Genomic DNA, 26,924 nt, shown 5'->3' on the forward strand with positions numbered 1-26,924 from the left:
AATTAGGCCAGTGCGTGCTCACGTATCTCACTACCATAAACCCTTACTTCTATGAATCGACATGTATATCGTGGCCAACTCGTGTCGGCTCTTACAAGACTAGTGCCTTTGTTGCCGGTTTTGTTGTTAACTGGTTTCGCTACTGTCTATGCAGGAACCGCTGCCGAACGGGTCAGCCGCCCAGATCGACACGGTTTGGTACCCAGGGATGTTATTGTGACGGGACGGGTAACTGACGAAAAAGGAGAGCCTTTGCCGGGGGTTAATGTTGTGGTGAAAGGTACGACACGCGGTTCAACGACAAACGAAGATGGGCGCTACCAGATTAACGTCTCCGATGGCAACGTTACGCTGGTATTTAGTGCGGTTGGTTCAAAACGACAGGAAGTAGCCGTTGGGAGCCGCTCCGTTGTGGACGTTACGCTGGAGGGCGACGCGCAAAGTCTCAGCGAAGTGGTAGTGATTGGATACGGTGAGCAGTCGCGCAAAACGCTGTCGACCGCCATTACCAAGGTAGAAGGAAAGAATATTGGCATTCAGCCTGTCAGTACGCCGGGCGAAGCGTTGGCTGCGCTGGCGCCGGGCGTACAGGTGCAGTCGGATCGGGGGGCTACGCCGGGAGCCGCCCCCACCATACGCGTACGGGGGGTGGGTTCGCTCAGTACGGGCAGCACTCCACTCTACGTAGTGGATGGCTATCCACTGCAGGACGCCAGCCAGTTCAACCTGATTAACCCCACCGACATCGAATCGCTGGAGATTTTGAAAGATGCGGCCTCCGCAGCCATCTACGGCTCACGAGCGGCCAACGGCGTCGTTATCGTAACGACCAAACGCGGGAAGGCTGGTAAGACGGCCTTTACCGTATCGGCCTACACGGGTTTTCAGGAACTCAGCAAAAAGATCAAACTACTGAACCGGGACCAGTACATTGACAATGTCAAGTACGTGAGTCGTACCCGCAATTACCCGAACACGCCAGTTCCTTACCCGGCCGTGTTCGACACCCGTCCGGACAGCCTGCCCGACACCGACTGGCAGGACGCCATTTACCGCAAGGCACTGATCGCCAGCTATCAGATTTCGGCGTCGGGTGGTACGGATAAGGTACGCTACGCCATTTCGGGGGGCTACTTCAAGCAGGACGGTATCCTGAAAAACAGCTCGTATGACCGCTATAACATACGGTTCAACCTCGATGCCGATTTGAGTCCAAAACTCAAAGTCGGTATCTCGATGGCTCCGTCGTATTCGGCTCAGATGCTTCAGCAGGCAGCCGGTCAATTTAACGGGTCGAACAGCACTGAAACTGGTGGTACCCGGGCGGTGCCGAGCGCGGTGGTTTCGGCCATTGACATGCCCCCGACGATTCCGGTGTATAAGCCCAACGGCGACTACGCCCAGGGTTTCGACGGGAACCTTAACCCTAATGGAACAGCTTTCTACCAATCGAATCTCTACAACCCGCTGGCGGTACTGGAGCTGAACAAGAATCTACTGAAAAACTTCCGAATTTTCAGCACCAGCTTTCTGCAATGGGAACCCATCCCGAACCTACGGCTGAAAACTTCGGCGGGAGCCACATTGAACATCAACGACCAGTCGGCCTACATTCCGGCAACGCTGGCCAATGAGTCTGCCCCGAAAGCCAACGGCACGAATCCCGTACTGGCCCAGATTTTCGCCCGCGAAGCGAATGGAACCGCCTTTGACTGGGTCTGGGAAAACACAGCCACCTACAGCAAAACGATTGGCAGCCACAATTTCACCGTATTGGGGTTGTATTCGCTGCAAAAGCTTCAGTCGAAAACAACAGCAACCAGCGGGCGGGCGGGCAGCTACACCACAAGCCTGCTTCCGAACCCCCTGGCCTCGCCCGACCGGGTTGGCGAGTTATCGTACGACCAGAATGCCTTTCTCTCGTTTGCCGGGCGGATAACCTACGATTACAAAAGCAAATACATCCTGTCGGCAGCCGTTCGTCGGGATGCTTCGTCGCGCTTTGGACCCAACAATCGCTTTGCTACGTTCCCGTCGTTTTCGGGAGCCTGGCGCATCAGCGAAGAGCCATTCTGGAATACGCTCAAAAATACCGTCAGCGAACTAAAGATTCGGGCCAGCTACGGCGAAACGGGTAACGCGAATATCGGTAGCTTTAACTGGACCAATAGCGTGCAAGGGCGTAACTACAGCTTTGGGGGGGTGCGGCAGTTCGGTTACGCGCAGAACGGCTTTGCCAATTATAACCTGACCTGGGAAAAGAATAACCAGACCGACGTTGGGCTGGAAATGGGCTTCCTGAACGACAAATTTACGCTGGCCATTGACTACTACAGCCGCAAAACCAACGGTATGCTGTTCCAGAAAGATCTGCCTGGCATTGTTGGTTATGCGACTAACTTCCGCACGAACCTGGGTAGTTTACAGAACCGCGGCCTTGAGCTTTCGGCACGGGCAAACCTGACCGTAGGTGCCGTGCGCTGGACAATCGACGGTAATATTTCGGGCAACCGCACCAAAGTTCTCGACCTGGGAGGTCCGTCGGCGCTGCCCCCACAGGGGTCAATCTTCGGCTGGAATAATGTCTACCAGGTGAAAGTCGGCGATCCGATTGGCAACATGTATGGCTTTCAGGTCATCGGCGTTTTTAAAACCCCCGACGATCTGGCGAAATACCCCCAATACGTCACGGGCGATAAAGTCGGCGACTGGATTATTAAGGATCAGAACGGCGATGGCAAAATCGACGAAGGTGACCGGGTTAAACTAGGTCAGGGGATACCGAAATTTATTTACGGAATGACGCACACGGTCCAGTACAAAAGCTTCGATCTGACGCTGATTTTGCAGGGTGTTCAAGGCTCCAATGTTCTCAACGGAAACCTGCGCCACATCTGGGCCAACAATGTGTTCAATACCATTCCGCTGTATTACAACAACATGTTCGACCCCGCCAACCCGACGAGAGATGTGCAATTTCCGCAGGCGGGCGCGGGCGGTATCACGCCAGGTAACAACCTGACAGACCGGACACTGTTTGATGGTTCGTTCCTGCGTGTTCGGAACCTGACCTTTGGCTACACTATTCCAGCAGCGCTGCTCCAGAAAGTTAAGCTGCAATCGGCACGGTTGTACGTGACAGGGCAAAACCTGTTCACGTTTACGAGCTACCCCTGGTATAACCCCGAAACGAGCATCAGCCAGGACTCGTCGACGCAGGCCAGCTCGGCCATCCAGCCCGGTATCGACCAGGGAGCCTATCCGGCCGCCCGAACGTATACGCTCGGTTTGAACATCAGTTTTTAACCCATCGATCCTATGAAAGCGCATACAAACTCTATACGTCTGTTCCTTGCCGCCAGCCTCACGTTGCTGGCGAGCAGCTGCGGAAAGAATTTTGTTGATCTGGTCCCACAGGATGTGATTCCGGTTGGGGGGTTCTATAAAACAGAAGCGGACATAAAATCGGCTCTGACAGGTACCTACGGCAACCTGCGGGGTATTTATAACAGCTATTACCAGTATACTGAGCTTCCCTCCGACAACACCCGTAGTTTCGGCGAAAGCGAGGTCGGTACGGGCGAGTTCGATAAGCTCACCTGGCAGTCGTCCAGCACCAACCTGCCTAACGGCTGGAACGACGCCTACCGCACGATCTCGAACTGCAACGTCATTCTGGATAAGATCACGAACGTACCGTTCAGCAGCGATGCCACCAAGAACCAGTATATCGGCGAAACCAAATTTTTGCGGGCGTTGATGTATTTCAACCTGGTTCGGTACTTCGGCGACGTGCCACTCGTACTGAAAGAAATCACCACCGAATCGGATGCCTACACCTATACACGCAGCCCGGTGGCCGATGTGTACGCCCAGATCGAGAAAGATTTACAGGACGCCGAGAAGGTCCTCCCCGCCAAATATACCGGTGTAAACATTGGCAGGGCTACGATCGGAGCCGCTAAGTCACTGCTGGGTAAAGTGCTGATCCAGGAGAAAAAGTGGCCTGAAGCCGAAGCGAAGCTCGCCGAAGTGGTCAACTCCGGCACCTATCGGATTCTGCCGAATGTGTCGGATGTGTTTGGCGTTGGCCGCGACAATAACGATGAGATTATTTTCGCGGCCCAGTACGTGAGCGGAGGCTTCGGCGAAGGCAATTCATTCGCCCATAATTTCGCCCCCCAACCATCGGGCACAACCATCATCAGTGTCACGGGCAATAGCTTTAACATCGGTACGCAGGACTTATACGACGCCTTTGAAAAAGGAGACGTGCGCCGGGATGCATTTATTGGCGTTTTTGGGACTTCACCCAATATCTACTATTGGTCAAAGAAATTCGTGTATAACATCACCCAGCAGAACGAAGGCGACAATGACTGGCCTATTTTGCGCTATGCCGACATTGTGCTGCTCTACGCCGAAGCCCTCAACAACAACGGCAAGACGAGCCCGGCCTTAACACAAGTAAACACCATCCGGCAACGGGCTGGGCTGGCTCCTAAAACTGGTTTGTCGGCCGCCGATACACAACTCGCCATCGAACAGGAACGCCGGGTTGAGCTTTGTTATGAAGGGCACCGCTGGCATGACCTCATTCGCTGGGGTAAAGATGTGTCGACAATGACCACCTTCAAAGCCAAGTATTTGACGCTGGACCCCGCCAATGCGAACATGAGCCCAGCTCCCGAGCGGAAACTGTACGCCATTCCGTTGCGCGAAACAACGCTGAACCCAAAAATAATCCAGAATCCAGGATACTGAGGTGCGAATGGTCAGGCTATGGTCAGGCGTGGCTAATACGGCGGTCCTTGGCCATACCTGACCATTCCCAATCACGCGTGCCATCCCCTCCTGCCCTGAACTATCATGAAAAACTATTTTCTGCTTTGCCTGGGGCTTTCTGTTACGCTTAGCCAGGCGCAGGTAACGCCCCGCAACCTGTTGGCGACTCGTTTCCCACTGACCACCCTCCGGTCGCTGGTTACGCGACTCGATCAGTGGAAACCTTATCCGAACACGCCCGAAGGCTGGCAAAAGGCGCTGCCCGATACAGTTCGTACGTCCTTAATCAAAGCAGGTGAGCAGGCAGTTGCCCGCCCGTTTGAATCGCTGCCGGCCACCCTGACCCTCGAATACGTACGTACGGGCAACCGAAGTCACTACGAACAAGTGTCGTTTGGCAAGCGCAACCAGCTCCTCACGCTCGTGCTGGCCGAAGCCATTGAAGGCAAAGGGCGGTTTACGGACGCTATCCTGAACGGCGTGTGGTCCATCTGTGAGGAGAGCTTCTGGGGTGTTCCGGCCCACCTCAACACGCAACGGGCGAAAAGTGGCCTGCCCGACGTGGACGATCGAACGGTGGATTTGTTTGCCGCCGAAACAGCGGCCCTATTGGCGCTCGCCGATTATTTCGTTGGCGATCAGCTGGCAAAAGTTTCGCCCCTGGTACGTCCCCGGATGTACGCCGAAACCAATCAGCGTATTTTCCTTCCATTGATGGAACATGCCGACCGCTATGGGTATTTAAAACCGGGGGCCAAAGTTAACAATTGGAATCCCTGGATCATGTCGAACTGGCTAACGGCGGCTCTCCTGCTCGAAACCGATGAAATGCGCCGAACGGAGATGGTCCACAGCGCCATGAACGGCCTGGACCTGTACATCAATGACCTAGGCAACGACGGTGGCTGCGACGAAGGGCCCAGTTACTGGTTTGTAGCGGGCGCTTGTGTATTTGATGCCCTCGAACTGCTGCACAGCGCAACCAACGGAAAAGTCAATGTCTTTAACGACCCCATCATCCGGAACATGGCGTCCTACGTTTATAAAATGCATATCGCGGGCGGCTATTTCGTCGATTTTGCCGACGCTGACCCAACCCTGAAACCCGACGGCCTCATGCTGTATCGATTCGGCAACAGCATCCGGAACGACACCCTGGCCCGGTTTGGCACCTGGGCCTACCATACGTTTAAGCAGACAGACTCTCCGTTGGGTTTCAATCGTCATCGGCGCGTTCAGAACCTGCTAACCATTCGGGAAGCAGGCAGTCAGACTCCAACGTTTCAGGACGTACGCGACGCGTGGTTTACCGACGTACAGGTAATGACTGCCCGCTCCGACAAGGGTTTGTACGTAGCCTCCCACGGTGGTCACAATGCCGAGAGTCATAACCATAACGACGTTGGTGACTTCATTTTATATGCCAATGGTCAGCCCGTCATCATCGATGTGGGTCGAGGGGCCTACACCGCCAAGACATTCTCGGCGAAGCGCTATGACATCTGGTACAATACGTCGCTCTATCACAATCTCCCGATCATAAACGGCGTTGGTCAGTCGGAAGGCCGGGCGTTTGAGGCCAGGGACGTACGATACAACGCAACCAGCAACGCATCATCGCTGGCAATGGACCTGGCGAAAGCCTATCCGGCCGCAGCGGGTGTTGACCGCTGGAACCGGTTGGTGAAGCTCGACCGGAGCCGTAATGCGGTCCTCATCCAGGACAACTACGTGCTGAGTCAACCGCCCACATCCATCCAACAGGCGTTTATGACGGTCTGTCAGGTCAATACCTCTCAGCCGGGCAAGGTGACCTTCCAGACCGCGGATGGCCATACTGTTGTGCTGGCCTACGATGCAAAGGTGTGGCAGGCCAAAGCGGAAACGATTCCGTTAAACAGTCCGGAAGATGCCACCCTCGCCAGCAAATGGGCCAATCGACCCATTCAGCGCGTTTTACTCTCACATATTCCCCGAAACACCAAAGGTCAAACGGCATTCACATTTACACTCTTATGAGATTAGTCCGCTTATTCTTAACTATTTCAGTAACCCTGCTGTCGCTGCACGAAGTCGCCCAGGCGCAGGTCGATCACATAGGGTCTGCTACGGTTCCTGATCATCCGCGCATTCTGCTGTTGAAAGGAGAAGAGGAAGCTATAAAGCGGACGACCGGAGCCGATGCCCACTGGGCGGCTCTGCACACCGCCATTTTAGGAGAGTGCGATCGATTGATCGGCATGGCACCCGTCGAGCGGATTCAGATTGGCCGGCGGTTACTTGACAAGTCCAGAGAAGCCCTGCGTCGCTTGTTCTACCTGTCGTATGCCTGGCGAATGACCCACAACGACAAGTACCTGCAACGGGGCGAAAAAGAGTTGCTGGCCATATCAGCCTTCAGCGACTGGAACCCTTCCCATTTTCTGGACGTAGCCGAAATGACGATGGCGGCCTCCATTGGGTACGACTGGCTTTACGACGGTTTGTCCGAGCAATCTCGGTCAGCCATCAAAACGGCTATTTTACAGAAAGGCATTGAGCCATCGCTAGACTCGAAAAATAATGGCTGGCTGCGAAACACCAACAACTGGAATCAGGTCTGCAATGCCGGTATGACGTATGGCGCTATAGCCATTTACGAAGATCAGCCGGAGGTGGCTAAACAGGTCATTAACCGGGCTATTGAGACGGTTACGCTACCGATGGGTGAATACAAGCCAGACGGAGCTTATCCGGAAGGTTACTCGTACTGGGGTTACGGAACCAGCTTCAACGTAATGCTGATTAGCGCTCTCGATAAACTGTTCGGGCAGGATTTCGGTCTGACCAAACAACCGGGTTTTCTGACTACCGCAGCCTATATGGAAAACATGACCGGTCCATCGGGGAAAGCCTTTAACTACTCGGATTCTGGCCTGAGTGGTGAGCTGCAACCCGCTATGTTTTGGTTTGCAGCCAAGTTGAAAGACCCCGCCCTGCTTTGGACAGAACGCCGTTATTTAACCGATGCCAGCGAGACCCAAAAACAACTCAGAGACCGACTGTTGCCAGCGGCTTTGTTGTGGAGTAATGGAGTTAATCTGGCTAGCCTTCCAGAACCGAAAAGCACGTATTGGACCGGAGCCGGTAAAAATCCGGTGGCCCTCATGCGCACCTCCTGGTCCGACCCGTTAGCCATCTATGTCGGCGTGAAAGGCGGTGGACCCAGTATCAGCCACGCCCACATGGATGCGGGTTCGTTTGTGATGGAAGCCGATGGCGTTCGCTGGGCCATGGACTTTGGTATGCAGGACTATGAATCGCTCGAATCAAAGAAAGTAGACTTGTGGAACATGCGTCAGGATTCGCAGCGCTGGCAGGTATTTCGCTACAATAACTTTGTCCACAACACCCTTACGGTTAATAATCAGCTGCAGCAGGTGGCGGGTAGGGCTCCCATCACCAGCACATCCAATACGCCTTCGTTCATGCAGGCAACCACCGATCTCGTCGGCTTATACAATGAATCGCTGGGGAAGGCGAACCGGGGGGTTGCCATTGTCAATAAAGCATACGTTGTTGTTCGGGATGAGCTCGAAACCCTGAACCAGCCCGCAACTGTTCGATGGACAATGCTGACCCCTACTTCGGTTAAATTAGTAGGAAACAATCAGGCTGAACTAACCAAAGACGGTAAGAAACTCATCCTCAAAGTGCAGGAACCAGCGACGGTAAGCTTAAGAACCTGGCCAACCGACCCTCCTCACGATTACGACGCGCCAAACCCCGGTACGACGTTGGTTGGCTTTGAGGTGCAAGTACCGGCCAGTACCAAAGCGTCGCTTTCAGTATTGCTCATTCCCGAAAAATCGGCTAAGGCCGTTAGTCAGCAGGTTCAGCCCCTGCAACAGTGGCCTCATTGACAGGATGTCGATTGACTTCTTTTAGAAAACTACTAACGTCACGCGGCCTTTCTTCGTTGCCGACGCCAACGCGAAACCAGCCAGATGACGCCAGCCACTACCAACCCCAGGGGAACAAAATAGAATACGCCAACCAACACGCTACTCACCAGCCTGAATCCATCGGCAAGATTGTGCGCTATTTGGCGGTAAAACGGCTCTTCTGGACGAAGGGCCGTTTCGGTTTGCTGGTAATAGGTGAGATTGACCGTGCTAAGGGCAATTTCGTTTTTAAGCTGTCGTAATTCCGCTTCCTGTACCTCCCGTTCCTCCTGAATCCGGGCTAGTTGCTCCTGCACTTTCAAGACATCGGCCACCGATTTAGCTTGTTTGAGTAGCTTCAGGTACGTTTCTTCAACGGCCTTTTTGCTTTTAATTCGAGCCTCAACATCTACGTATCGGCGGGTAACGTCTTCAGCCGTTATGGTCTTTGTATCCGTGAAAATAGATTCTTTCAGGACCAAATCGATAAACGCATCCAAACGGTCGGCCGGAACGCGAACTGTCAGCGCATTCTCGATGCTGTTGTCTGACTTCGTTTCATTCGAGTTGGCCACTTGCCCATTCACCTGGCGAACCGCTTGCTCAATCGCCTTTCCAGATGCGTTAAAATCGCTTACCCGAATGCGGAGTTGCGCATTACGGACAATCTTTCGTGTGGCAGGTACTGTCGGTTGAACAGACTCCTCAACCGCCGTTGGTGGAGCTTCTTGTTCGGGAGCCGACAATTTCATTTGAGATACCTCGGCAGTATCCGGTGCCTCCGGCCTGGATTGACAAGCTACTGCTAGGGAAATAAAAACGAAATAGAAAAATTTATTCATACTATTATGATGCTTAGTACAGGCAGAATGCACACATAAAGCCAAGTTTTTTTAATGTATCAAAACATATACCTTAAACGCTCATTTATAGGGTTTTTGGCAGCACAAACCGAACGTTGATTCGGTACATATTGTTACTTATGTACAACTAATCCTCGGCTTTCATTTCAACGTACATACCCTGACCAGTTGCATAAGTCAGGGCTTTTGCGTCTATATTTGGCTCCATGCCTTTCAGATCGGGCCGAGTAGGCGGTACGTGATGCAAGGCAGTGGATATCCATCAACCTGAACAACCTATTATGTCGAAAAACTTAGTCATTGTGGAGTCGCCGGCGAAGGCGAAAACCATAGAAGGCTATCTGGGCAAAGACTTTACGGTGAAGTCGAGCTTCGGTCACGTACGCGACCTGCCTAAAGATGGGTTGGCTGTAGATGTGACGAACGGCTTCCAACCGTCTTACGAAATTTCGCCCGATAAGAAGAAACTGGTCAGCGAACTGAAAACGCTGGCGAAGTCGGCCGAAGAGGTATGGCTCGCTACGGACGACGACCGCGAAGGTGAAGCTATTTCCTGGCACCTGAAAGAAGCCCTTGGTTTGCGAGACAACACGAAGCGGATTGTCTTTCGTGAGATTACCAAAAATGCTATCCAGAACGCCATTAAGTCGCCCCGGACCATTGACGTCGACTTGGTGAATGCCCAACAGGCCCGGCGCGTACTCGACCGGCTGGTTGGCTATGAGCTTTCGCCGGTACTCTGGCGTAAGATTAAGGGCGGTAGTCAGGGGCTGTCGGCAGGTCGGGTGCAGTCCGTTGCGCTTCGGCTTGTTGTGGAGCGCGAACGTGAGATCGACAAACACCAGTCGAAATCGTCGTTTAAGGTGACGGCACAATTCATTGTGGACGGGAATAAGGTGCTGAACGCCGAACTACCGAAAAACTTTGCCACTTCCGGCGAAGCCCGCGCGTTTCTGGAAGCTTGTATTGGCGCTACGTTCACGATCAAGAACTTAGAAACCAAGCCAGCCAAGAAATCACCCGCGCCACCGTTTACGACCTCGACCTTGCAACAGGAAGCATCCCGTAAGCTAGGTTACTCGGTTGATCGCACCATGCGCATCGCCCAAAACCTGTACGAAGCCGGTAAGATTTCGTACATGCGAACGGACTCAACCAATCTGTCGCAGGAGGCTATTGACAAGGCGAAAACCGAGATTGAGACGGAGTTTAGCCCCAAATACGTGCAGACCCGGCAGTTTAAGACCAAGAACGAGTCGGCGCAGGAAGCCCACGAAGCCATTCGCCCAACGAACTTCAACGACCGCAACGCCGGGGCCGACCGAGACCAGAAACGTTTGTACGAACTGATCTGGAAACGGGCTATTGCTTCGCAGATGGCCGATGCACAACTCGAACGCACGACTGTAACGATCAGCATTCGGTTTGCCAATGGCACACAGCTCAATACGGTTGCGATGGTGGATGATAGTCCATTCGTTGATACGCCAAAAGCGGAGCCGCAGAAGTTACCGACCGAACTCGTTGCTCAGGGCGAGGTAATTAAGTTTGATGGCTTCTTACGGGTTTATCTAGAATCGAAAGACGACGAGGAGGACGAAGACTCGAAAGGCATGTTGCCTCCGCTGACCATCGGACAGACGTTGAACCTCGGCCAGATGAAAGCAACTGAAAAATTCACTCGTCCGCAGCCCCGCTATGCGGAAGCGTCACTGGTGAAAAAGCTAGAAGAAATGGGTATTGGTCGTCCGTCGACCTACGCGCCCACGATTTCTACGATCATTAACCGGGGTTACGTTGTGAAACAGGATAAGCCCGGTCAGGAGCGCAAATACGTTGAGTATACGCTGCAACGTAACCAGATTAGTGAAACGAGCGGTAAGGAAACTTTCGGTTCTGAAAAGGCCAAGCTCTTTCCGACCAACACCGGTATGGTTGTGTGTGACTTCCTGGTCGAGTACTTCCCCGACATTGTCGATTATAAATTTACAGCAACCGTCGAGAAAGACTTTGATGAAATTGCCAGCGGACGACGTAACTGGCAGAAGATGCTGGAAGGCTTCTACGGGGATTTCCACAAGAACATCGAAGACATTCAGGGATCGTCAGGCGTATCGTTTAAGACAGGCGAACGCGTCCTTGGCGCCGATCCGGCCACGGGCAAACCCGTTTCGGCGCGATTGGGTAAATACGGTGCTTACGTACAAATTGGGGAAGCCAGCGACGAGGAAAAGCCCCGTTACGCTAACCTGCGTGACGGTCAGCTCATCGAAACGATTTCGTTGCAAGACGCCCTGAGTTTGTTCTCACTACCCCGCGAAGTTGGTTTTTTTGAGGACAAACCCATGGTCATTGGCATCGGTAAGTTTGGCCCTTACGTAAAGCACGACGACAAGTACGTTTCATTGACGCGGGAAGACGACCCGTATACAATCGATGCGGACCGTGCGGTTCAACTTATTCAGCAGAAGCGGGCCGAATCGGTAAGTGAAGCCCTCGGTGAGTACGAAGGTAAGCTTGTCACGACTGGCAAAGGACGTTTCGGCCCTTACGTGAAGTTTGAGGATAAGTATATTTCGATCCCACGTAATGAGCAGCTAATGAACCTGACCCTCGACCGGGCCATTGAACTCATCGAAGCTAAGCGGGTAGCGGAAGCCAACAAATACATTCGGGAGTTCCCCGAAAACCCAGCCGTTAAGGTTGTGAACGGTCAGTATGGGCCGTATCTGGCCGTTGGCAAGCGGAATGTCAAGATTCCGAAAGATGTCGATCCGGCGTCGCTGACCTTGGAAGACTGCTTACGGTTGGCGGGTGATGACCCAGCTCCCGCCAAAGCTCCAGCGAAAAAAGCAGCTGCCACGAAGGCAACCGCTGCAAAAGCGCCAGCTAAAGCAAAAGCAGCGACTACGACTAAAAAAGCAACTGCTGCTAAGAAGAAGTAACTGCTTTCTTTGCTCCTAACCAATTAACGACCGTTCAGTAAGCACCCCGTCAGGTTCTGCTACTGAACGGTTTTTTTATTACCTGCCTTCGGCAAAACCTCGTTATTTTGCCGATTCAATCTCACCACTACGTCTTGTTACATGAAGTATCTGTTGCTCCTGTTATTGCCCATCACATTAGCTGCCCAGACCGACAACCAATACAATCTCATTCCATTTCCGGCCCGATTTGCTGGTCAAAACGGCCAGTTCGCCCTTTCGTCTACCACACGTATCGTCGTGTCTCCAGCGAATGACGCAGCGGCCAAATCCGTGGCCCAAACGTTTAGTAACCAGCTCAAAGCAAGCAACCATGTGGCGTTGACCGTTGCGCTAGCCAATCCGGCGCTGGCTAAAGGTGCACACATCTTTCTGACGATTAATAAAAAGCTCAATCTGGGCGATGAAGGCTATAAGCTAACCGTTACGCCCGGCCGGGTGCTGTCCGAGGCTTCGACCCCAAAAGGGCTTTTCTACGCTACTCAAACGATGCGGCAACTGCTACCCGCCGACAGATCGGCCAGGGTAACCATGCCCGCCTGCCAGATTACCGATAAGCCACGTTACGCCTACCGGGGCATGCACCTGGACGTATCCCGCCATTTTATGCCGGTCGCGTTTGTCAAAAAGTATATCGACCTGATGGCGATGCACAAGCAAAACACCTTTCACTGGCACTTAACCGACGATCAGGGCTGGCGAATTGAGATTAAGAAATACCCAAAGCTAACGCAAATCGGTAGCCGACGTACCGAAACACTCATCGGTCAGTATAACCAGAACTACCCCCAGCAGTTTGACGGCAAACCACAGGGCGGTTTTTACACGCAGGAAGAGATTCGCGACGTAGTGCGTTACGCTCAGGCTCGCTTCGTGACGATTGTCCCGGAAATTGAAATGCCAGGGCATGCACTCGCAGCACTGGCGGCTTATCCGGAGCTGAGTTGTGATCCCGCTAAAACCTATCAGGTCGCTACGAAATGGGGGGTTTTCGACGATGTATTCTGTCCGTCCGAAAAGACGTTTGGCTTTTTGCAGGACGTGCTGACCGAAGTAATGGCCTTGTTTCCTGGCCGCTACATTCACATCGGGGGCGACGAATGCCCGAAAACAGCCTGGAAACAAAGCGCCTTTTGCCAGGAGTTGATAAAGAAGAATGGCCTGAAAGATGAGCACGAACTCCAAAGCTATTTCATTCGGCGCATTGACAAGTTTGTGACTAGCAAAGGCCGGGCCATTATCGGTTGGGACGAAATCTTAGAAGGTGGCCTGGCCCCCAACGCAACAGTAATGAGCTGGCGGGGTACCGAAGGCGGCATTGCCGCGGCTAAACAAAAGCATAATGTGATTATGACGCCCGGTTCCACCTGCTACCTCGACCAATATCAGGGTAATCCAGCCACCGAACCTCTGGCCATTGGTGGTTACCTCCCGCTCGACAAAGTATACGCCTATGAACCCACGCCCGCCGAGCTGACACCCGATCAACAGAAATACATTCTGGGCGTGCAGGGCAACCTCTGGACCGAATATATACCCAATACTCAAAGTGTCGAATACATGGTTTGGCCCCGTGCGCTGGCCCTGGCGGAAATTGGCTGGATACCGGCAGGTCCGCGTAATTTTGAGGACTTTGCGCAGCGGCTCAAAAATCACCTGCCTAAACTTGATAACATTAACTACGCCCGGCGGCTGTTCGATATCTCAGCAACGACCCAGGCGAACGACCAGGGCCAGATACAGGTAAAACTAAGTAAGCTGGACAGCGATAGCCGAATCTTTTATACGCTCAACGGCAAAGAGCCGAACGAACGTAGCACCGAGTACATCGGCCCGATAACGCTCAACAAAACCACTACATTACGGGCCATGACGCCCACCGGCGGAAAACTGACCCAAACCTTCACCCTCCATAAAGGCAAGAATAAGTCATACACGTACGCTATTAGACCGGATGCCGACAGCGATGCCCAAAATGCAAAGCTGACCGATGGCGTACGAGGTGACACGCCCCGCAGCCTACGCGAATGGGTATATTTCTTTGGTCCCGGCATGGATGTCATTCTCGACCTGGGCGAAGTGACAAGCGTTACCAAGGTTTCGTTGAACTTCCTGAAAGTGATTCTGGACAAGAACTTCCCGCCCACATCCGTTGACATTGCGATCTCGAAAGATGGAGCCGATTTCAGGGAAGCCATCAACCAACCCGTCAAGTACGAGCTAACCGGCCCCTGGGACATTCTGCCGGTTGTGGCTGATTTCAAAACGGCCCGCGCTCGTTACGTTCGGATTCGGGCCAGCAATGCGGGCGTTTGCCCAGCCGGTCATCCCAACGCAGGCGCAAAAACCTGGTTTGCTACCGACGAAATTGTGGTGGAATAATGCCACTTTTACGTATCTTGTCTCAATGAATACACGAAAAAAAATTGTCGTTTTATCGGGTGCCGGCATCAGTGCCGAAAGTGGTATTCCTACCTTTAGGGCCTCGGATGGCTTGTGGGAAAATCATCGCATCGAGGACGTAGCAACGCCCGAGGCCTGGCAGCGTAACCCCGATCTGGTTCAGGATTTTTATAACCAGCGCCGAAAGCAGGCCCTCAGTGTACAGCCCAACGCTGGTCATCTGGCCCTGGTAAAGCTGGAAGAAAAATATGACGTAACAGTGATTACGCAAAACGTCGATAACCTGCACGAGAAAGCGGGGTCATCGCATGTAGTTCATTTACATGGTGAGTTATTTAAGTCACGCAGTACGCGAGATCCCGATTTAGTTTATGAGATCGAAGGTTGGGAAATAAAAAAAGGCGATCTCTGTGAAAAAGGCTCGCAGCTACGGCCCCATATTGTTTGGTTTGGCGAAGCGGTGCCCATGATGGACGTAGCGCTGGAGATTACCGAACAGGCGGATATTTTTATTGTCGTCGGCACATCTTTAAATGTGTATCCAGCTGCTGGACTCGTATACGCCGTTCGCCCAGGAACGCCCATTTATGTAGTTGATCCCAATATTCCGGATATGCACCGACGTGACAACACGACATTCATTGCCGAACCAGCAACGATTGGCCTAACGCAGCTGGCGAATCAGTTGCTGGCGGAATGAGTTCAGTAGCTTCCACACCGCAAAACTCAATCTACTCGTCACCAGCCGGTGGCTGCTCAGGTCCGTGAATACTCCGCCCGCCATATCGCCAGGACGCTTGCTGCTCGGTTTGAATGAATTGCTTCAGGCTGGCTTCGCCGTCGGCATTGGGCGTAAAGCTTTCCTCAGCCGCCTGCGCCATCTGGTTTAATTTCTTTAACGCTTGCTGTTTATCCGTCTGACCCAGTTTAGCCCGTTCTACCGACTCCCGCAGCGTTTGGATCGTTTCATCATACACCGTTGTCGGCACGGCGTAGGGGCGGCCCCCCTTTCCTCCATGGGCGAACGAAAAACGGGCCGGATCGCTGAAGCGGGAGGGCGTACCGTGGATGACTTCGCTAACCTGAGCCAGCGATTGCAGCGTACGAGGCCCCATTCCGGGCATCATCAATACGTCTTCAAACTGCTTGGGTGCTTGCTGCTGGGCCACCCATAACATGGCCCCTAGTCGCTTCAAGTCCACATCTGTGGCTTTAACGTCTTTCCGGGTCGGCATCGCTAAATGACGAGCCTCGGCTAAGATTTTCTCGGGATGTTCACCCATAATCGCTAACATAGCCGCCTGCGAGGGTTTCGCTTCCTTAGCCACTAAATTCAGGATCGTGCCTTGCGAAATACCGCAGACCGCCGTATGCGGCTCTTCAACGAACGATTGCAATGAGGCCGAATGCCAGTGATACCGGCGGGCCATGCCCGTTTCTCCTTGCATTCCCTGCTGAATCACCGACCAGTTACCGGCTGTGTTGACTACAAAGCTGTGTAAGTAAAGTTGAAACCCGTCCTGCACAGCGGTGTTATCGACTTTAGCGCTTAGGCGGCTACAGTACGCTAGCTGGTGACCATCTAATCCCGTTTTATCTCCCACCCGTAGCAGTTCGGTGGGGGTTTGCAGCGAACTTTTGCCTTTACCACCACAGACGTACAAGCCCAGCTCCTGGGATCGGGGATTGATCACCCGCTTGAGGGCGGCAGTGACGGCAGTTGTCACGCCCGAGGAGTTCCAGTCCATACCCAGCACCGCTCCAAAACTCTGAAACCAGAAGGGGTCAGCCAGTCGACGCAAAAACGCATCCGAACCATACTCCTGAAGGATGGCTTCGGTGATACCCAGGCAAAGGGCATTCATCCGATCCGATAACCACGATGGGATGGGACCGCGGTAGAGAGGCAAATCGGCAGAACCAGATTTTTTCATGAGTAATACAGGTTGATGGATTGAACAACTAATTTATCGGTGCTTTGGATTAGACGCCAGCTCTATACAAACCGGATGTCGGAAACAGCTTACAGCGTGGTCGTTGACCAACCCGGCGGTCTGCATGAGCCCGTAACAGGTAGCCGGACCCAGCAGCGAAAATCCTCGTTTCCTGAGCTCCCCACTCATCCCTTCGCTTTGGGGAATCGATACCGGGGGCAGTTCGGGCTCGGGTCGTTGCCGATCCAGGGGAGAGCCGTCCACAAAGTCGTAAAAAAACGACAGGATGCCTTCAGAGCTTCCTATCTGCTCCTGCAAGGTCAGCCAGGCCCGAGCGTTGGCTACGGCAGCCTCCAGCTTCCTCCGATTGCGGATGAGTCGCGGGTTAGCCAGCAGAGTCTCCAACTGGGCAGGCCCCAATCGAGCGAGCCGCTCGGGGTCAAATCCGGCTAATTCGTCCCGGAAGTGTTCCCGCTTTTTGAGGACGAGCAACAGACCGATGCCTACCGAAAAGGTGTGTAGGACGATGTACTCAAACAAAAGGTCCGTGTCCCGAACCGGCTCGCCCCATTCGTGGGCGTGGAAATCGTGCAGGTACGGCTGGCGCTCGAACCAGCCGCAACCCGATGGTCTATTTGTCATTAGCTGTTCTCCAGGCGTTTGGTGTGATAGTGGTTCAGCCGCAACAGCAGGCTCTCTAATTGCTCAAGCTCCTGAGTCGACAACATGTGAAACAAATCATCGCTAATCTGGTCCATCTGTTCCGTTGCTTGTTCGTAAACCGTCTGCCCCTCGGCCGTGAGCGCTACCCGCTTCTGGCGTCGGTCGGCGGGATCGACTCGCTCCTCGGCCAGGCCTTGTTTGATAAGCCGGGCGAGCATCTGGGTACCGGTGGTCGCTTCCAGCAAATCACTCTGAAACAGCTGCGTTTTGGTGGGCTGCTGCATGTGATGAGCCCCGGCTAACAAGGAAAACTCATCGATGCTTTGCAGGGGATGGTCCTCAAAATGCTGTTTGAAGGAAACCCGCATGAAGCGCGAAAGCCGCCAGATCAGCATCCCGATTTTGTCAATCAGGCGCACGTGATCGTAGCCCGTTACGCTGGCGGACTCCTGTTGGGAAGCTTTCTTGGGAGCCGACGTTTCCGGCAACGACTGCCGAAGCAACCACCCCCCAAACTGAGCCAGATCAGGCGGTAAGCCGGCCGCGCTACACTCGCCAACATACCGCTCCCACAAAACAATCAACGGCACAATACTGGGCTGTTCTGAAGTCATCTAAATTAATATTTCAGAAATGTAATAAAAAAATACCGTTCTGCCAGAACAAACAAATTACTAACGTAGTTAATATTCCAATAATGTAGCAATTTATACCATAACGGTAGTTAATAAGGTAAAGTTCGCCTAAATAAATCGGTCCGTCATGCATGCTAATCGCTCGCTCCGCCTTTTATTTCTAACCATTTTTCTCGACCTGATGGGCTATGGACTCATTATCCCGCTGCTACCCAATTATACCCGCTCTCTGGGAGCTTCAGCGGCCATGGTCGGCGTAGTGACCGCAGCCTATAGTCTGACACAGTTTGTTTTCGGACCGGTGCTGAGTAGTCTTTCCGACCGCTATGGCCGTCGGCCCGTGCTGCTGCTGACCATCGCGCTGAATGTGGTCGCTTACCTGCTCTTTGGCTGGGCGCAAAGCCTGCTGTTATTGATCGGTTCGCGGCTGCTAGCCGGACTGGCCTCGGCTAACTTGTCGGTAGCCCAGGCCTACATCGCCGATAGTACGCCACTCGAAGGACGGACCAAAGCGCTGGGCATGATTGGAGCTGCCTTAGGATTGGGCTTCATCTTCGGGCCGCCCGTGGGCGGGGCCGTCAAGTTTTACCTGGGTATCGAGTGGGTTGGCTACGTGGCTGCTGGCTTAGCCGCCCTCAACTTAGCACTGGCCCTCATCCAGTTGCCGGAATCACTCCCCGCTACCCGTACGGGTCGGCCCATCCGCTTCTTTGATGCATCCGTGCTGGCGGCAGTGGGGCGTTCTTCCCAGTTATCGCGCTTATTTACCGTCTATTTTCTGTTTACCCTCGCTTTTGCCATACTGACCGTAACGGGTGCGCTGCTCTGGCGTGACCGCTTCGCCCTCAACGATGCCCAGATCGGCTATACGTTTGCCGGGATTGGGGTGATCACCGCCGTTATTCAGGGAGGACTGCTGGGTAAACTCGTTGCCCGATTCGGGGAGCGTTCCCTGATGCTCACGGGTCTTTTTCTGATGGCCCTTAGTCTGGCCACCATGCCGTTTATTCCAGCTTTGGCCTTTATGCCGGGCGAAGTGGCCCTGATTATTCTGTTCGCGATTGGGTATGGTCTGGTGTTGCCGGCCAGTACCGCTCTGGTATCGCGGGCCTTCAGTCTGGCTGAACAGGGCCAGATATTGGGACAATATCAGAGTGTGGCCGCCTTGGCGCGGATCATCGGTCCCGTTGCGGGAGCCGCCCTCTACGGCTGGAACGTAGGGGCGACCTATCTAATTGGGGGCGGCATCATGCTCGTTAGCCTACTGCTAGCTCAGGGAATTGGGCAATCTGCATCGGTTATCAACCCGTCAACCTCCGCTTAAGGCTATGTCCGACCCGAGAACGAACCCCAGTCCGCCGGTAGCTGAGCCTTGGGAAGCCTCTAAAGAATATAATTCGGTGATACGTACGCTCATTCAGGCGCTTAAACCGGCCTCATTGCGACTTTATCCGGGCGATTTGTTCTTGTTGATTGGCCCCGCCGGATTGGGCAAAACTACTTTGCTCTCCATGCCAAACTGCGTGATTTACCCTCCGGGGGAAGGGACGCCTGGCCGACCAGTCGACCACGAGCCTGAAAGAGAATCAGCTGGCCAAGTTTCGGTTGCAGCACATCGGGTTTGTCTTTCAGAGTTATAACCCGGAAATTCTTGCAATGGGGCGAAAATTACGGTCGCTTCGGCGACGCAGGGCGGTCTGTGCCGTTGGCCGTTGCCATCCGATTCAAACCGCAATGGCGGAGACCGTGAGAATTACGATTCGTGCCAATGACTATTTATTCTCCTTAAAAGTAGCGTTTCGTGGGACGATTATTTTTATTTTAGAACTATCAACTCCAGCTAGTAGCATACAGAGTCAACTCGCTAACAGTTAAGTAATCACTGGGGTTAAAAAGCCTATTATAGTAAGCGACGCTAACCACCGCCTGAATAATGCTGCTTCACCCGCTCGATGGCCTGATTCTGCTCTCCCCAGTTCAGCAACTGTTCCAGAATAGGCATTAACGACTGGGCCAGTGGGGTTAACGAGTACTCGACCCGGGGTGGTACTTCGGGATAAACGACCCGCTCCACAAAGCCATCCCGCTCCAATTCCCGAAGCTGATCGGTCAGCATCTTCTCGGTAATCAACGGAATCGCCCGGCGTAGCTCTCCAAAGCGAATAATGCCACCGTTGATCTGCCAGAGGATTATCATCTTCCACCGGCCATTGATCAGAATCAAGCTGCTCGTCAGAGGACAGTTGGTAATCATTTGCAGCCGGTTCTGCGAATTCGACGAATTCAACTTTCTCATAGTCAGCACACTATTATTTTCGTAAGTGGCACACAATTTCGTAACTACTTGATTAACAATAGGTAAAAAGGCCAACTTTGTATCGTTGATCGGGACGAAAAAAGCAAAACCGGTCAACGATGCGACGATGAATCCGGTACAAATTGATATACTCTCCGATCTGGTTTGCCCCTGGTGCTACATCGGCCGACGACGGCTGGAGGACGCACTGACTCAGATTCCCGAGGTCGAAACACAGATTCACTGGCAACCGTTCGAGTTGTTCCCACAGATTCCAGTAAGCGGTGTGGAACGCCACACCCACATGGCCCAGGTGTTCGGCTCAGCCCGTCGGCGCGATGCTGTATTCGCCGAGGTGGCCCGCACCGGCCAGGCCGAAGGAATAGACCTGCGCTTTGATACCATTCTGCACTCGCCTAATACCTTCCTCCTGCACCGTTTGCTCTGGAAAGCCGGTCAGCAGGGGTATCAGGATGCCCTGGCTATGGCTCTGTTCAAGGCGTTCTTCACCGAAAACCGGGATTTAACCCAGCGTACCCAGCTGGACACTGTATTGGCCCCTTTCGGGTGGTCGCCAACGCAACTTGACCAGTTCCTGACCAGCCATGAAGGAGCCGCGACGGTTCGACACCAACAACGGCTTTACCGGTTTGCGGGCATTACCAGCGTACCGACCTATATTTTCAACAACCAGATTATGCTGGTTGGCGCCCAGCCACCCGAGCAATTCGTGAAAGTCATTACCCAGGCGGCCCGGATCGCTCCGCTACCGGCTGAGGTCTAATCCAAGCTTCATTACTTATCCAGTCAAACTACTAAATTTTTATGAATCAGCAACTTTTGTTTGAGCCGTATCGGCTCGGTGACCTGTTATTGCCTAACCGAATGGTGATGGCCCCGCTGACGCGCAACCGCGCTAACTCGCCCGGCGACGTACCGACCGAGTTGATGGCTACCTACTATGCTCAACGAGCCAGTGCCGGTCTGATCATCTCCGAAGCCACTCACGTTTCCCCGCAGGCTGTAGGCTATATCCACGCGCCGGGGTTGTTTACCCTGTCTCAGGTGGTAGGCTGGAAGCGCGTAAACGAGGCCGTACACCAGGCGGGTGGACGCATCTTCGCTCAATTGTTCCACACGGGCCGCATGTCACTTTCTTATTTTCAGCCCGGCGGTCAGCCTCACGTAGCGCCTTCGGCTATACCGGCTCAGGGCTACAAAGCAACAATCTATGCCTACGATGGCAGCTTAACGCAGGTACCATATGGCGAGCCACGTGCCTTAGCGACGGATGAGATTCCGGGCATCATTGCGGACTTTGCCCAGGCAGCCCGTCAGGCCCAGGCAGCCGAATTCGATGGTATCGAAGTCCACAGCGCCAACGGCTATCTCTTAGAACAGTTCCTGAATCCGCTGACCAACCAGCGCACCGACGAGTGGGGTGGCTCCATCGAAAACCGCAGCCGATTAACCCTGGAAGTGACCAAAGCCATCGCTGAGGTCTGGGGGCCTAACCGCGTTGGCGTACGTTTCTCACCCTTCGGTAATCTGCACGATCAGCCCTCGTACCCTGAAACCGAAGCCACGTATCTGTACCTGGCGGCTGAGATGCGCAAACTGGGCGTAGCTTACATTCACCTGTTCAACCAGGCTACGTTCGGTACGGGTGGTTTCACCGCTGATTTTCTGGCCCGGATCAATAAGACCTTTGGCGGAACGATCATCCTCAACGGCGGGCTAACCTTCAATACGGGTACCGAAGCCATCGCTGCCGGACAAGCTGATCTGATTGCCTATGGCCGGGCGTTTCTGGCCAACCCGGACTTAGTCGAGCGGTTCCGGCAGGGTGCTCCACTCAACGAGGTCAACGGGGCACGACTCTACGGCGGTGGCGCTGATGGGTATACCGATTACCCCACGCTGGCCAGTCAGACGCTGGCATCCACTTTCTAAGCAATCAGTTTTTTCTTCAATACAACCAACCGTTAAACAAACAAAAATCATGGAAACACAAGCTAACAAGGCGCTTTATATAGCCGAAGTAACTACCAATGGTGGCCGCAACGGTCACGCTCAGTCATCCGATAATCTGTTGAGTGTCAATCTGGCCTTCCCCAAAGAGATTGGGGGCAACGGCGGGGCCACTAATCCTGAGCAGCTTTTTGCGGCCGGTTTTTCGGCCTGCTTTGGGCAAAGCCTGTCCTTTGTGGCATCCCAGCGCAAGTTACCGGTGGATGTTAAGAACGTCAGCGTAACAGCTAAGGTGCATCTGTTGCAGCAGGAAGGCGGTTTTGGTCTGTCGGCCGACCTGTTTATCCAGGTACCCGGTGTTAGCCGGGAAGTAGCCGAAGAACTGATCGAAGCGACCAAGACGGTATGCGCCTACAGCAACGCCACGCGGGGTAACGTTCAGACGACCTATCAAATTATCGAAGGCTAAGTCAATCAGCGCAGCGCGCCGGGCGCGCTGCGCCACTTCGCCAACAAACTCATAATCAACATAATCATGCCATCTTTCCCATTCATGCTACGAACTGCCGTTCTGGCCATTACCCTGCTGGCGACAACTACCGCCTGCGACAAAGACGACGAGGACGTGAAACCTGCGGCTTCGGATACAGTAGAGGCCAACGCGGCTCTGGGCCGCGCTTTCTTCGAAGAGGGCCTCAATGCCGATACGCCCGCGGCCCGGGCAGCCGGTTTCACGCGGGTTGTCTCGCCGGATTATCAGCAGTACAACGCCATTGCTCCTCCGGGACGTGATGGACTGATTGGCTTCGTGGAGGAGTTTTACAAAGCGATTCCCAACCTGAACGCCGTCATTCGGGAAGTATTTGCCACCGAAGATCGGGTGGTGGTGCGCTGGACCATCACCGGTAACGTAACAGGGGCTCCTTTTCTGGGAGCGGCCCCGTCAGGCCAGCGGTTAGAATTTGATGTAATTGACATCTGGACAATTCGAAACGGTCAGCTTTATGAACACTGGGATCAGTTCGACTGGCCGCGGTGCCTCGTTCAGCTGGGTATTCAGGGTTTACCGGCCCCATTTATCGAAGCGGCTGGTCGTCCAGTAAGACGCTAGTTCTATTACAGGCAGGCCAGGCGTCTGGCCTGCCTGTTCAAATCATTCATCAACCTATCGGAGTTACAAGAGGTACGCACAAAACAATCTTCGGAATGGTCGGTTCAACAGGGACGCTCAACGTTCCTGTTTTTATATGCACCCTACTCTTGACCTCGCGGCCAAAACCCTTGAGGCCCATCAGCGGCTTAACGATCTGTACGGACTTCAGGCCATCTACGGTCGGGCGGATCCCATGCATGAGTTGATTGGCACGATTCTATCGCACCGTACGACCCACGCCAACGAAGTAACAGCGTACCGAACCATGCGTGAGCGTTTTCCGACCTGGGAACAGGTCCGTGATGCGCCCCTCTCCGACCTGATCGATGCGATCAAAACGGCCAACTATCCCGAAGTTAAAGCACCCTATATCCAGAATCTGTTGACGCACCTCATCCGGGAAACTGGCTCCGCGAACATTGATTTCCTGCGTGACCTCTCTACCGAAGAAGCTATGAAATGGCTTACCGATCTGCCGGGCATTGGCTTAAAAACAGCTACGCTCCTGTTGCTTTTCAACTTTCAGAAACCAGTGTTGCCCGTGGATACGCACGTGCACCGGGTTACGCAACGAATTGGCGTGATTGGCCCTAAAGTAAGCGCCGAAAAAGCACATGCGCTGCTGCTGTCCTACCTGCCGCATGATGCTGCGGTGCTGTTCAACTTTCACAAGCATTTCTACTGGCACGGGCAGCGCATCTGCACCTGGTATTCACCCAAGTGTGGCGAATGTGTTTTACGTGATACGTGTGATTATTATCAATCAGGTGGAACAACTACCCTGAGCAGTACCCCTAAAAAGAAAATCCCCAACAAAGCATCATAACCTTGCTGGGGATTCTGGCTTGTGCTGCCGACGTTTCAACAACACATTAATTCCTGGCGCCATATTTCCGCTCGTGAAAGGCTTTTGACTGCTCAACCCAGTTATCCCGTTCGATGCGGCCGGGAAAGAACTCAATAATTTCATTCACCTTGTTGACGTCTTCTTTCGTGAAGTTGGCGATCTGCCGATAAGTAAAGATACCCAGGCTGTGTAGCTTGCGTTCCAGGAACGGACCAATACCGATAATATCCTTTAAATCATCCGCTTCGGCCGCTGTGGCCCGACCAATACGGTCGAAATTAAGCTCACCGACGCGAGCGGCAATGCGACTCAACACCGCAGCTTCTGAGTTCCCAACGGAGGTCCCTCCGGCGATGGTTGAGGGCATAAATACAGTAGGCGCTTCAGGAATGGGTGCTGCCATGGGCGGAATCTCAACAGGTACAGATTGCTTCTCGGATAGCTCTTCTGTTATCAATTGAGGAGTATCATCATGAGCTAAGGCGGGTTGTAACGGGTCAGCCGTTACGTAGGCAGAAGTCAATTCTGTTACGGGCTCAGGCCGGGACGTATCTGCTCCTCCTGTCTCATTAACTATACCGATCGTCTTAGACCGACGACACTCGGTTAGTTCTGCTTCTTTATTAGCAATCGACGCACGTAGCGACCTAATGCGACCAGCCAGCACAAGGCGGCCCAATAACCAGCCAACGAAGGCGGCTAATGACAACAGTAATACGATCTCACCAATGGCCACCGGCCGACTAAAAGGATCTAATCCGAACATACTTGGTTTGAGGTTTATGGGTTTTAGGCTTAGGGCTCTCCGTTAACGGTCGATCAGGATCGCTCCGCTAAGCCGCCGTTTGGGCCGAATACGCTGCCTTTATTGCTGTTTTGCTAACCGGGCCGCCTGCCCTACCCAATCGTCGCGGTGAATCCGGCCCGGAAAGAACTCAATAACATCATTCACCTTGTCGACGTCATCCCGATTCAGGTTAGCTATTTGTTGAAACGTATAAATACCAGCGGCATGGAGCTTCTTTTCCAGAAACGGTCCGATGCCAACGATGACTTTCAGGTCATCGGCCTCGGTAGCCGATGCGTAGCCAATGCGACTAAAATCAATTTCTTTGGCGCGGCTCCGAATGCGGTTTAGCACAATAGCCTCTTCGTTGCTGGCACCAACAACAGAAGGCTTAGGCACTCGATGGCAATCGTCAAGCTCGCGCTCGGTGCTTGCCAGATCACCTTCCAGATGACGTATATCGCTCTGGCGGGACAGGTAACCGATAATGAAACCCAACGCTCCGGCCACAAACAGCATGATTAACTGCTGGAGCTGAGCGTCGGGCAGGTTAAGGGGATTCATGTCAAACATATGAATGCTCGCTTTAGGGTAAATGCTTTAAAAACGCCTTACTGAACAACAACCGTGACCCGCCGGTTGGCTTTGCGCCCTTCCCGCGTATCGTTAGAGGCTTTAGGATCAGCTTCGCCTTTAGCCTCAACGGTAATCTGGTCGGAATCAATGCCGGACTTGCGCAACCTTGCTTTAACCTGATTCGCCCGATCGCGCGAAAGCCTCAGGTTTACATCGTCGGGGCCGGAGTTATCCGTATAGCCCGTCAGCAACAGCTTCTTGTCTTTGTGATCGGCGAGGTACTTAATAGCCTCTTCGAAGAATTTCTGGGTGTCAGGCGTTTTGATGTAATTAGCTTCGGCCAGCGGGAAATATAAATCAATTGGCTCAAAGACCGACGTAAATTTTTCGGCCGCTGCCAGTCCCTCTTCCGTTATGCCGGGCGTTAACGTCAACTCCTCCGGTGCGGCATTTGCGGGGGCCACAGTTGTGGTAGTGCTAAGGTCCGTTAACACAGTATCCGCTGGTGCAGAATCTTCTACCGTTCCGGAAAACGCAAAATCAATGCCGCCATAGAGCGAATCGCTTTGGGATTTGACCGGCAGACTTCGTTGCTTTCCTTTAATTGTTATTGACGACGCCGGAATACCCTGTTGCACCAGGTATTGCTTAATTCCTTCGGCCCGGGCCTCTCCTAAATCCGGAAAAGAAGTTGCATTGGTTTCGGCGGGTGTGTAATAGCCAATGATGTCCAGCGTTCGGCCGGGATTCGCTTTGAGATACGTAATCATTGGCTGTAGCGAGCCTCCAAGCGTGTTCATGTTGGCATTGGCCCCCGATTTAGCAAAGCTGAAGTTACCCGGCAAGTCAAGCCGAAAATTGGTCCCGTCGGCAATTGTATAGCCATCCGCGCCCGGTGGTGTTTCGGGTACAGTAGCTTCCGTTGTAACGTCAGGCGATTGCTTTCCTTCGACACATAGCTGCTTGATTTTGCAGACATGCCACCACGTAGAACCGATCATCCATAACATCAACAGAACGATCCAGGGGGTTTTGCTCGCAAACATAAAATAGGGTTTAAGCCGTTCTTTTAAGCTGCTTTCCGGAGTAAATGGCAACTAAAAG

Annotated in this window: 22 protein-coding genes; 14 read left to right on the plus strand and 8 right to left on the minus strand. The window is 53.3% G+C overall.

What is annotated here, in order from left to right; all coding sequences use genetic code 11:
- The first annotated feature begins 51 nt into the window (after positions 1–51).
- From ACFSUS_RS06755 to ACFSUS_RS06770, 4 genes are all read left to right on the plus strand, one after another.
- Complete coding sequence (locus tag ACFSUS_RS06755) at positions 52–3,306, plus strand: SusC/RagA family TonB-linked outer membrane protein (protein ID WP_381520888.1); 3,255 nt, start codon at positions 52–54, stop codon at positions 3,304–3,306.
- A gap of 12 nt (positions 3,307–3,318) precedes the next feature.
- Positions 3,319–4,764, plus strand: coding sequence for a RagB/SusD family nutrient uptake outer membrane protein (locus ACFSUS_RS06760; RefSeq protein ID WP_381520891.1), 1,446 nt, complete (start codon positions 3,319–3,321; stop codon positions 4,762–4,764).
- 105 nt (positions 4,765–4,869) lie between these two features.
- Positions 4,870–6,804: a heparinase II/III domain-containing protein gene (locus ACFSUS_RS06765; protein ID WP_381520894.1), complete on the plus strand. Its 1,935-nt coding sequence runs from the start codon at positions 4,870–4,872 to the stop codon at positions 6,802–6,804.
- Positions 6,801–8,687 carry a heparinase II/III domain-containing protein gene (locus ACFSUS_RS06770; protein ID WP_381520897.1) on the plus strand — a complete coding sequence of 629 codons (1,887 nt, stop codon included), beginning with the start codon at positions 6,801–6,803 and terminating at the stop codon, positions 8,685–8,687. The genes ACFSUS_RS06765 and ACFSUS_RS06770 overlap by 4 nt, the downstream gene beginning before the upstream one ends.
- Before the next feature lie 38 nt (positions 8,688–8,725).
- Here the strand turns inward: ACFSUS_RS06770 and ACFSUS_RS06775 are convergent, their stop codons facing one another.
- Positions 8,726–9,550 (minus strand): DUF4349 domain-containing protein, encoded by an 825-nt coding sequence (locus ACFSUS_RS06775; RefSeq protein WP_381520899.1) that lies wholly within the window; start codon positions 9,548–9,550, stop codon positions 8,726–8,728.
- Between the two features lie 302 nt (positions 9,551–9,852).
- Between ACFSUS_RS06775 and topA the strand changes: the two genes are divergently transcribed.
- From topA to ACFSUS_RS06790, 3 genes are all read left to right on the plus strand, one after another.
- Positions 9,853–12,516 (plus strand): type I DNA topoisomerase, encoded by a 2,664-nt coding sequence (topA, locus tag ACFSUS_RS06780; RefSeq protein WP_381520902.1) that lies wholly within the window; start codon positions 9,853–9,855, stop codon positions 12,514–12,516.
- Between the two features lie 141 nt (positions 12,517–12,657).
- Positions 12,658–14,937, plus strand: a complete 2,280-nt coding sequence (locus tag ACFSUS_RS06785; protein ID WP_381520905.1) for a glycoside hydrolase family 20 protein — start codon at positions 12,658–12,660, stop codon at positions 14,935–14,937.
- 25 nt (positions 14,938–14,962) lie between these two features.
- Positions 14,963–15,658, plus strand: a complete 696-nt coding sequence (locus ACFSUS_RS06790; protein ID WP_381520907.1) for an SIR2 family NAD-dependent protein deacylase — start codon at positions 14,963–14,965, stop codon at positions 15,656–15,658.
- Between the two features lie 31 nt (positions 15,659–15,689).
- Here the strand turns inward: ACFSUS_RS06790 and ACFSUS_RS06795 are convergent, their stop codons facing one another.
- From ACFSUS_RS06795 to ACFSUS_RS06805, 3 genes are read right to left on the minus strand one after another with little or no spacing between them, the layout of a single operon-like run.
- Entirely contained in the window at positions 15,690–16,892 is a 1,203-nt protein-coding gene (locus ACFSUS_RS06795) for a DUF763 domain-containing protein (RefSeq protein ID WP_381520908.1), read from the minus strand.
- A gap of 33 nt (positions 16,893–16,925) precedes the next feature.
- A complete protein-coding gene (locus ACFSUS_RS06800) occupies positions 16,926–17,534 on the minus strand; it encodes a DNA-3-methyladenine glycosylase I (RefSeq protein WP_381520911.1) in 609 nt (202 codons plus the stop codon).
- A complete protein-coding gene (locus tag ACFSUS_RS06805; RefSeq protein ID WP_381520913.1) occupies positions 17,534–18,169 on the minus strand; it encodes a MarR family winged helix-turn-helix transcriptional regulator in 636 nt (211 codons plus the stop codon). The genes ACFSUS_RS06800 and ACFSUS_RS06805 overlap by 1 nt, the downstream gene beginning before the upstream one ends.
- A gap of 148 nt (positions 18,170–18,317) precedes the next feature.
- Between ACFSUS_RS06805 and ACFSUS_RS06810 the strand changes: the two genes are divergently transcribed.
- Together ACFSUS_RS06810 and ACFSUS_RS06815 are read left to right on the plus strand one after the other, a co-directional pair.
- Positions 18,318–19,514, plus strand: a complete 1,197-nt coding sequence (locus ACFSUS_RS06810) for an MFS transporter (protein ID WP_381520915.1) — start codon at positions 18,318–18,320, stop codon at positions 19,512–19,514.
- A gap of 4 nt (positions 19,515–19,518) precedes the next feature.
- Complete coding sequence (locus ACFSUS_RS06815; protein WP_381520919.1) at positions 19,519–19,830, plus strand: ATP-binding cassette domain-containing protein; 312 nt, start codon at positions 19,519–19,521, stop codon at positions 19,828–19,830.
- Between the two features lie 275 nt (positions 19,831–20,105).
- Here the strand turns inward: ACFSUS_RS06815 and ACFSUS_RS06820 are convergent, their stop codons facing one another.
- Positions 20,106–20,486: a winged helix-turn-helix transcriptional regulator gene (locus ACFSUS_RS06820; RefSeq protein ID WP_381520921.1), complete on the minus strand. Its 381-nt coding sequence runs from the start codon at positions 20,484–20,486 to the stop codon at positions 20,106–20,108.
- Between the two features lie 127 nt (positions 20,487–20,613).
- Between ACFSUS_RS06820 and ACFSUS_RS06825 the strand changes: the two genes are divergently transcribed.
- The 5 genes from ACFSUS_RS06825 (at position 20,614) to ACFSUS_RS06845 (ending at position 24,436) form a co-directional block, all read left to right on the plus strand.
- A complete protein-coding gene (locus ACFSUS_RS06825; protein WP_381520923.1) occupies positions 20,614–21,270 on the plus strand; it encodes a DsbA family oxidoreductase in 657 nt (218 codons plus the stop codon).
- Between the two features lie 41 nt (positions 21,271–21,311).
- Complete coding sequence (locus tag ACFSUS_RS06830) at positions 21,312–22,439, plus strand: alkene reductase (RefSeq protein ID WP_381520925.1); 1,128 nt, start codon at positions 21,312–21,314, stop codon at positions 22,437–22,439.
- A gap of 49 nt (positions 22,440–22,488) precedes the next feature.
- Positions 22,489–22,926, plus strand: coding sequence for an organic hydroperoxide resistance protein (locus ACFSUS_RS06835; protein WP_381520927.1), 438 nt, complete (start codon positions 22,489–22,491; stop codon positions 22,924–22,926).
- A gap of 66 nt (positions 22,927–22,992) precedes the next feature.
- A complete protein-coding gene (locus tag ACFSUS_RS06840) occupies positions 22,993–23,568 on the plus strand; it encodes an ester cyclase (RefSeq protein ID WP_381520929.1) in 576 nt (191 codons plus the stop codon).
- Between the two features lie 136 nt (positions 23,569–23,704).
- Entirely contained in the window at positions 23,705–24,436 is a 732-nt protein-coding gene (locus ACFSUS_RS06845) for an endonuclease III domain-containing protein (RefSeq protein WP_381520930.1), read from the plus strand.
- A 46-nt stretch (positions 24,437–24,482) separates the two neighbouring features.
- Here the strand turns inward: ACFSUS_RS06845 and ACFSUS_RS06850 are convergent, their stop codons facing one another.
- The 3 genes from ACFSUS_RS06850 to ACFSUS_RS06860 all read right to left on the minus strand — a co-directional run bounded on the left by ACFSUS_RS06850 (position 24,483) and on the right by ACFSUS_RS06860 (position 26,866).
- Positions 24,483–25,223: a hypothetical protein gene (locus ACFSUS_RS06850; RefSeq protein ID WP_381520932.1), complete on the minus strand. Its 741-nt coding sequence runs from the start codon at positions 25,221–25,223 to the stop codon at positions 24,483–24,485.
- A 99-nt stretch (positions 25,224–25,322) separates the two neighbouring features.
- Positions 25,323–25,817, minus strand: a complete 495-nt coding sequence (locus tag ACFSUS_RS06855; protein ID WP_381520934.1) for a hypothetical protein — start codon at positions 25,815–25,817, stop codon at positions 25,323–25,325.
- Positions 25,818–25,855: 38 nt separating this feature from the next.
- Entirely contained in the window at positions 25,856–26,866 is a 1,011-nt protein-coding gene (locus ACFSUS_RS06860) for an OmpA family protein (RefSeq protein WP_381520936.1), read from the minus strand.
- Positions 26,867–26,924 lie beyond the last annotated feature (58 nt).

Source organism: Spirosoma soli (genome assembly GCF_042684525.1).
Taxonomy (GTDB): domain Bacteria; phylum Bacteroidota; class Bacteroidia; order Cytophagales; family Spirosomataceae; genus Spirosoma; species Spirosoma soli.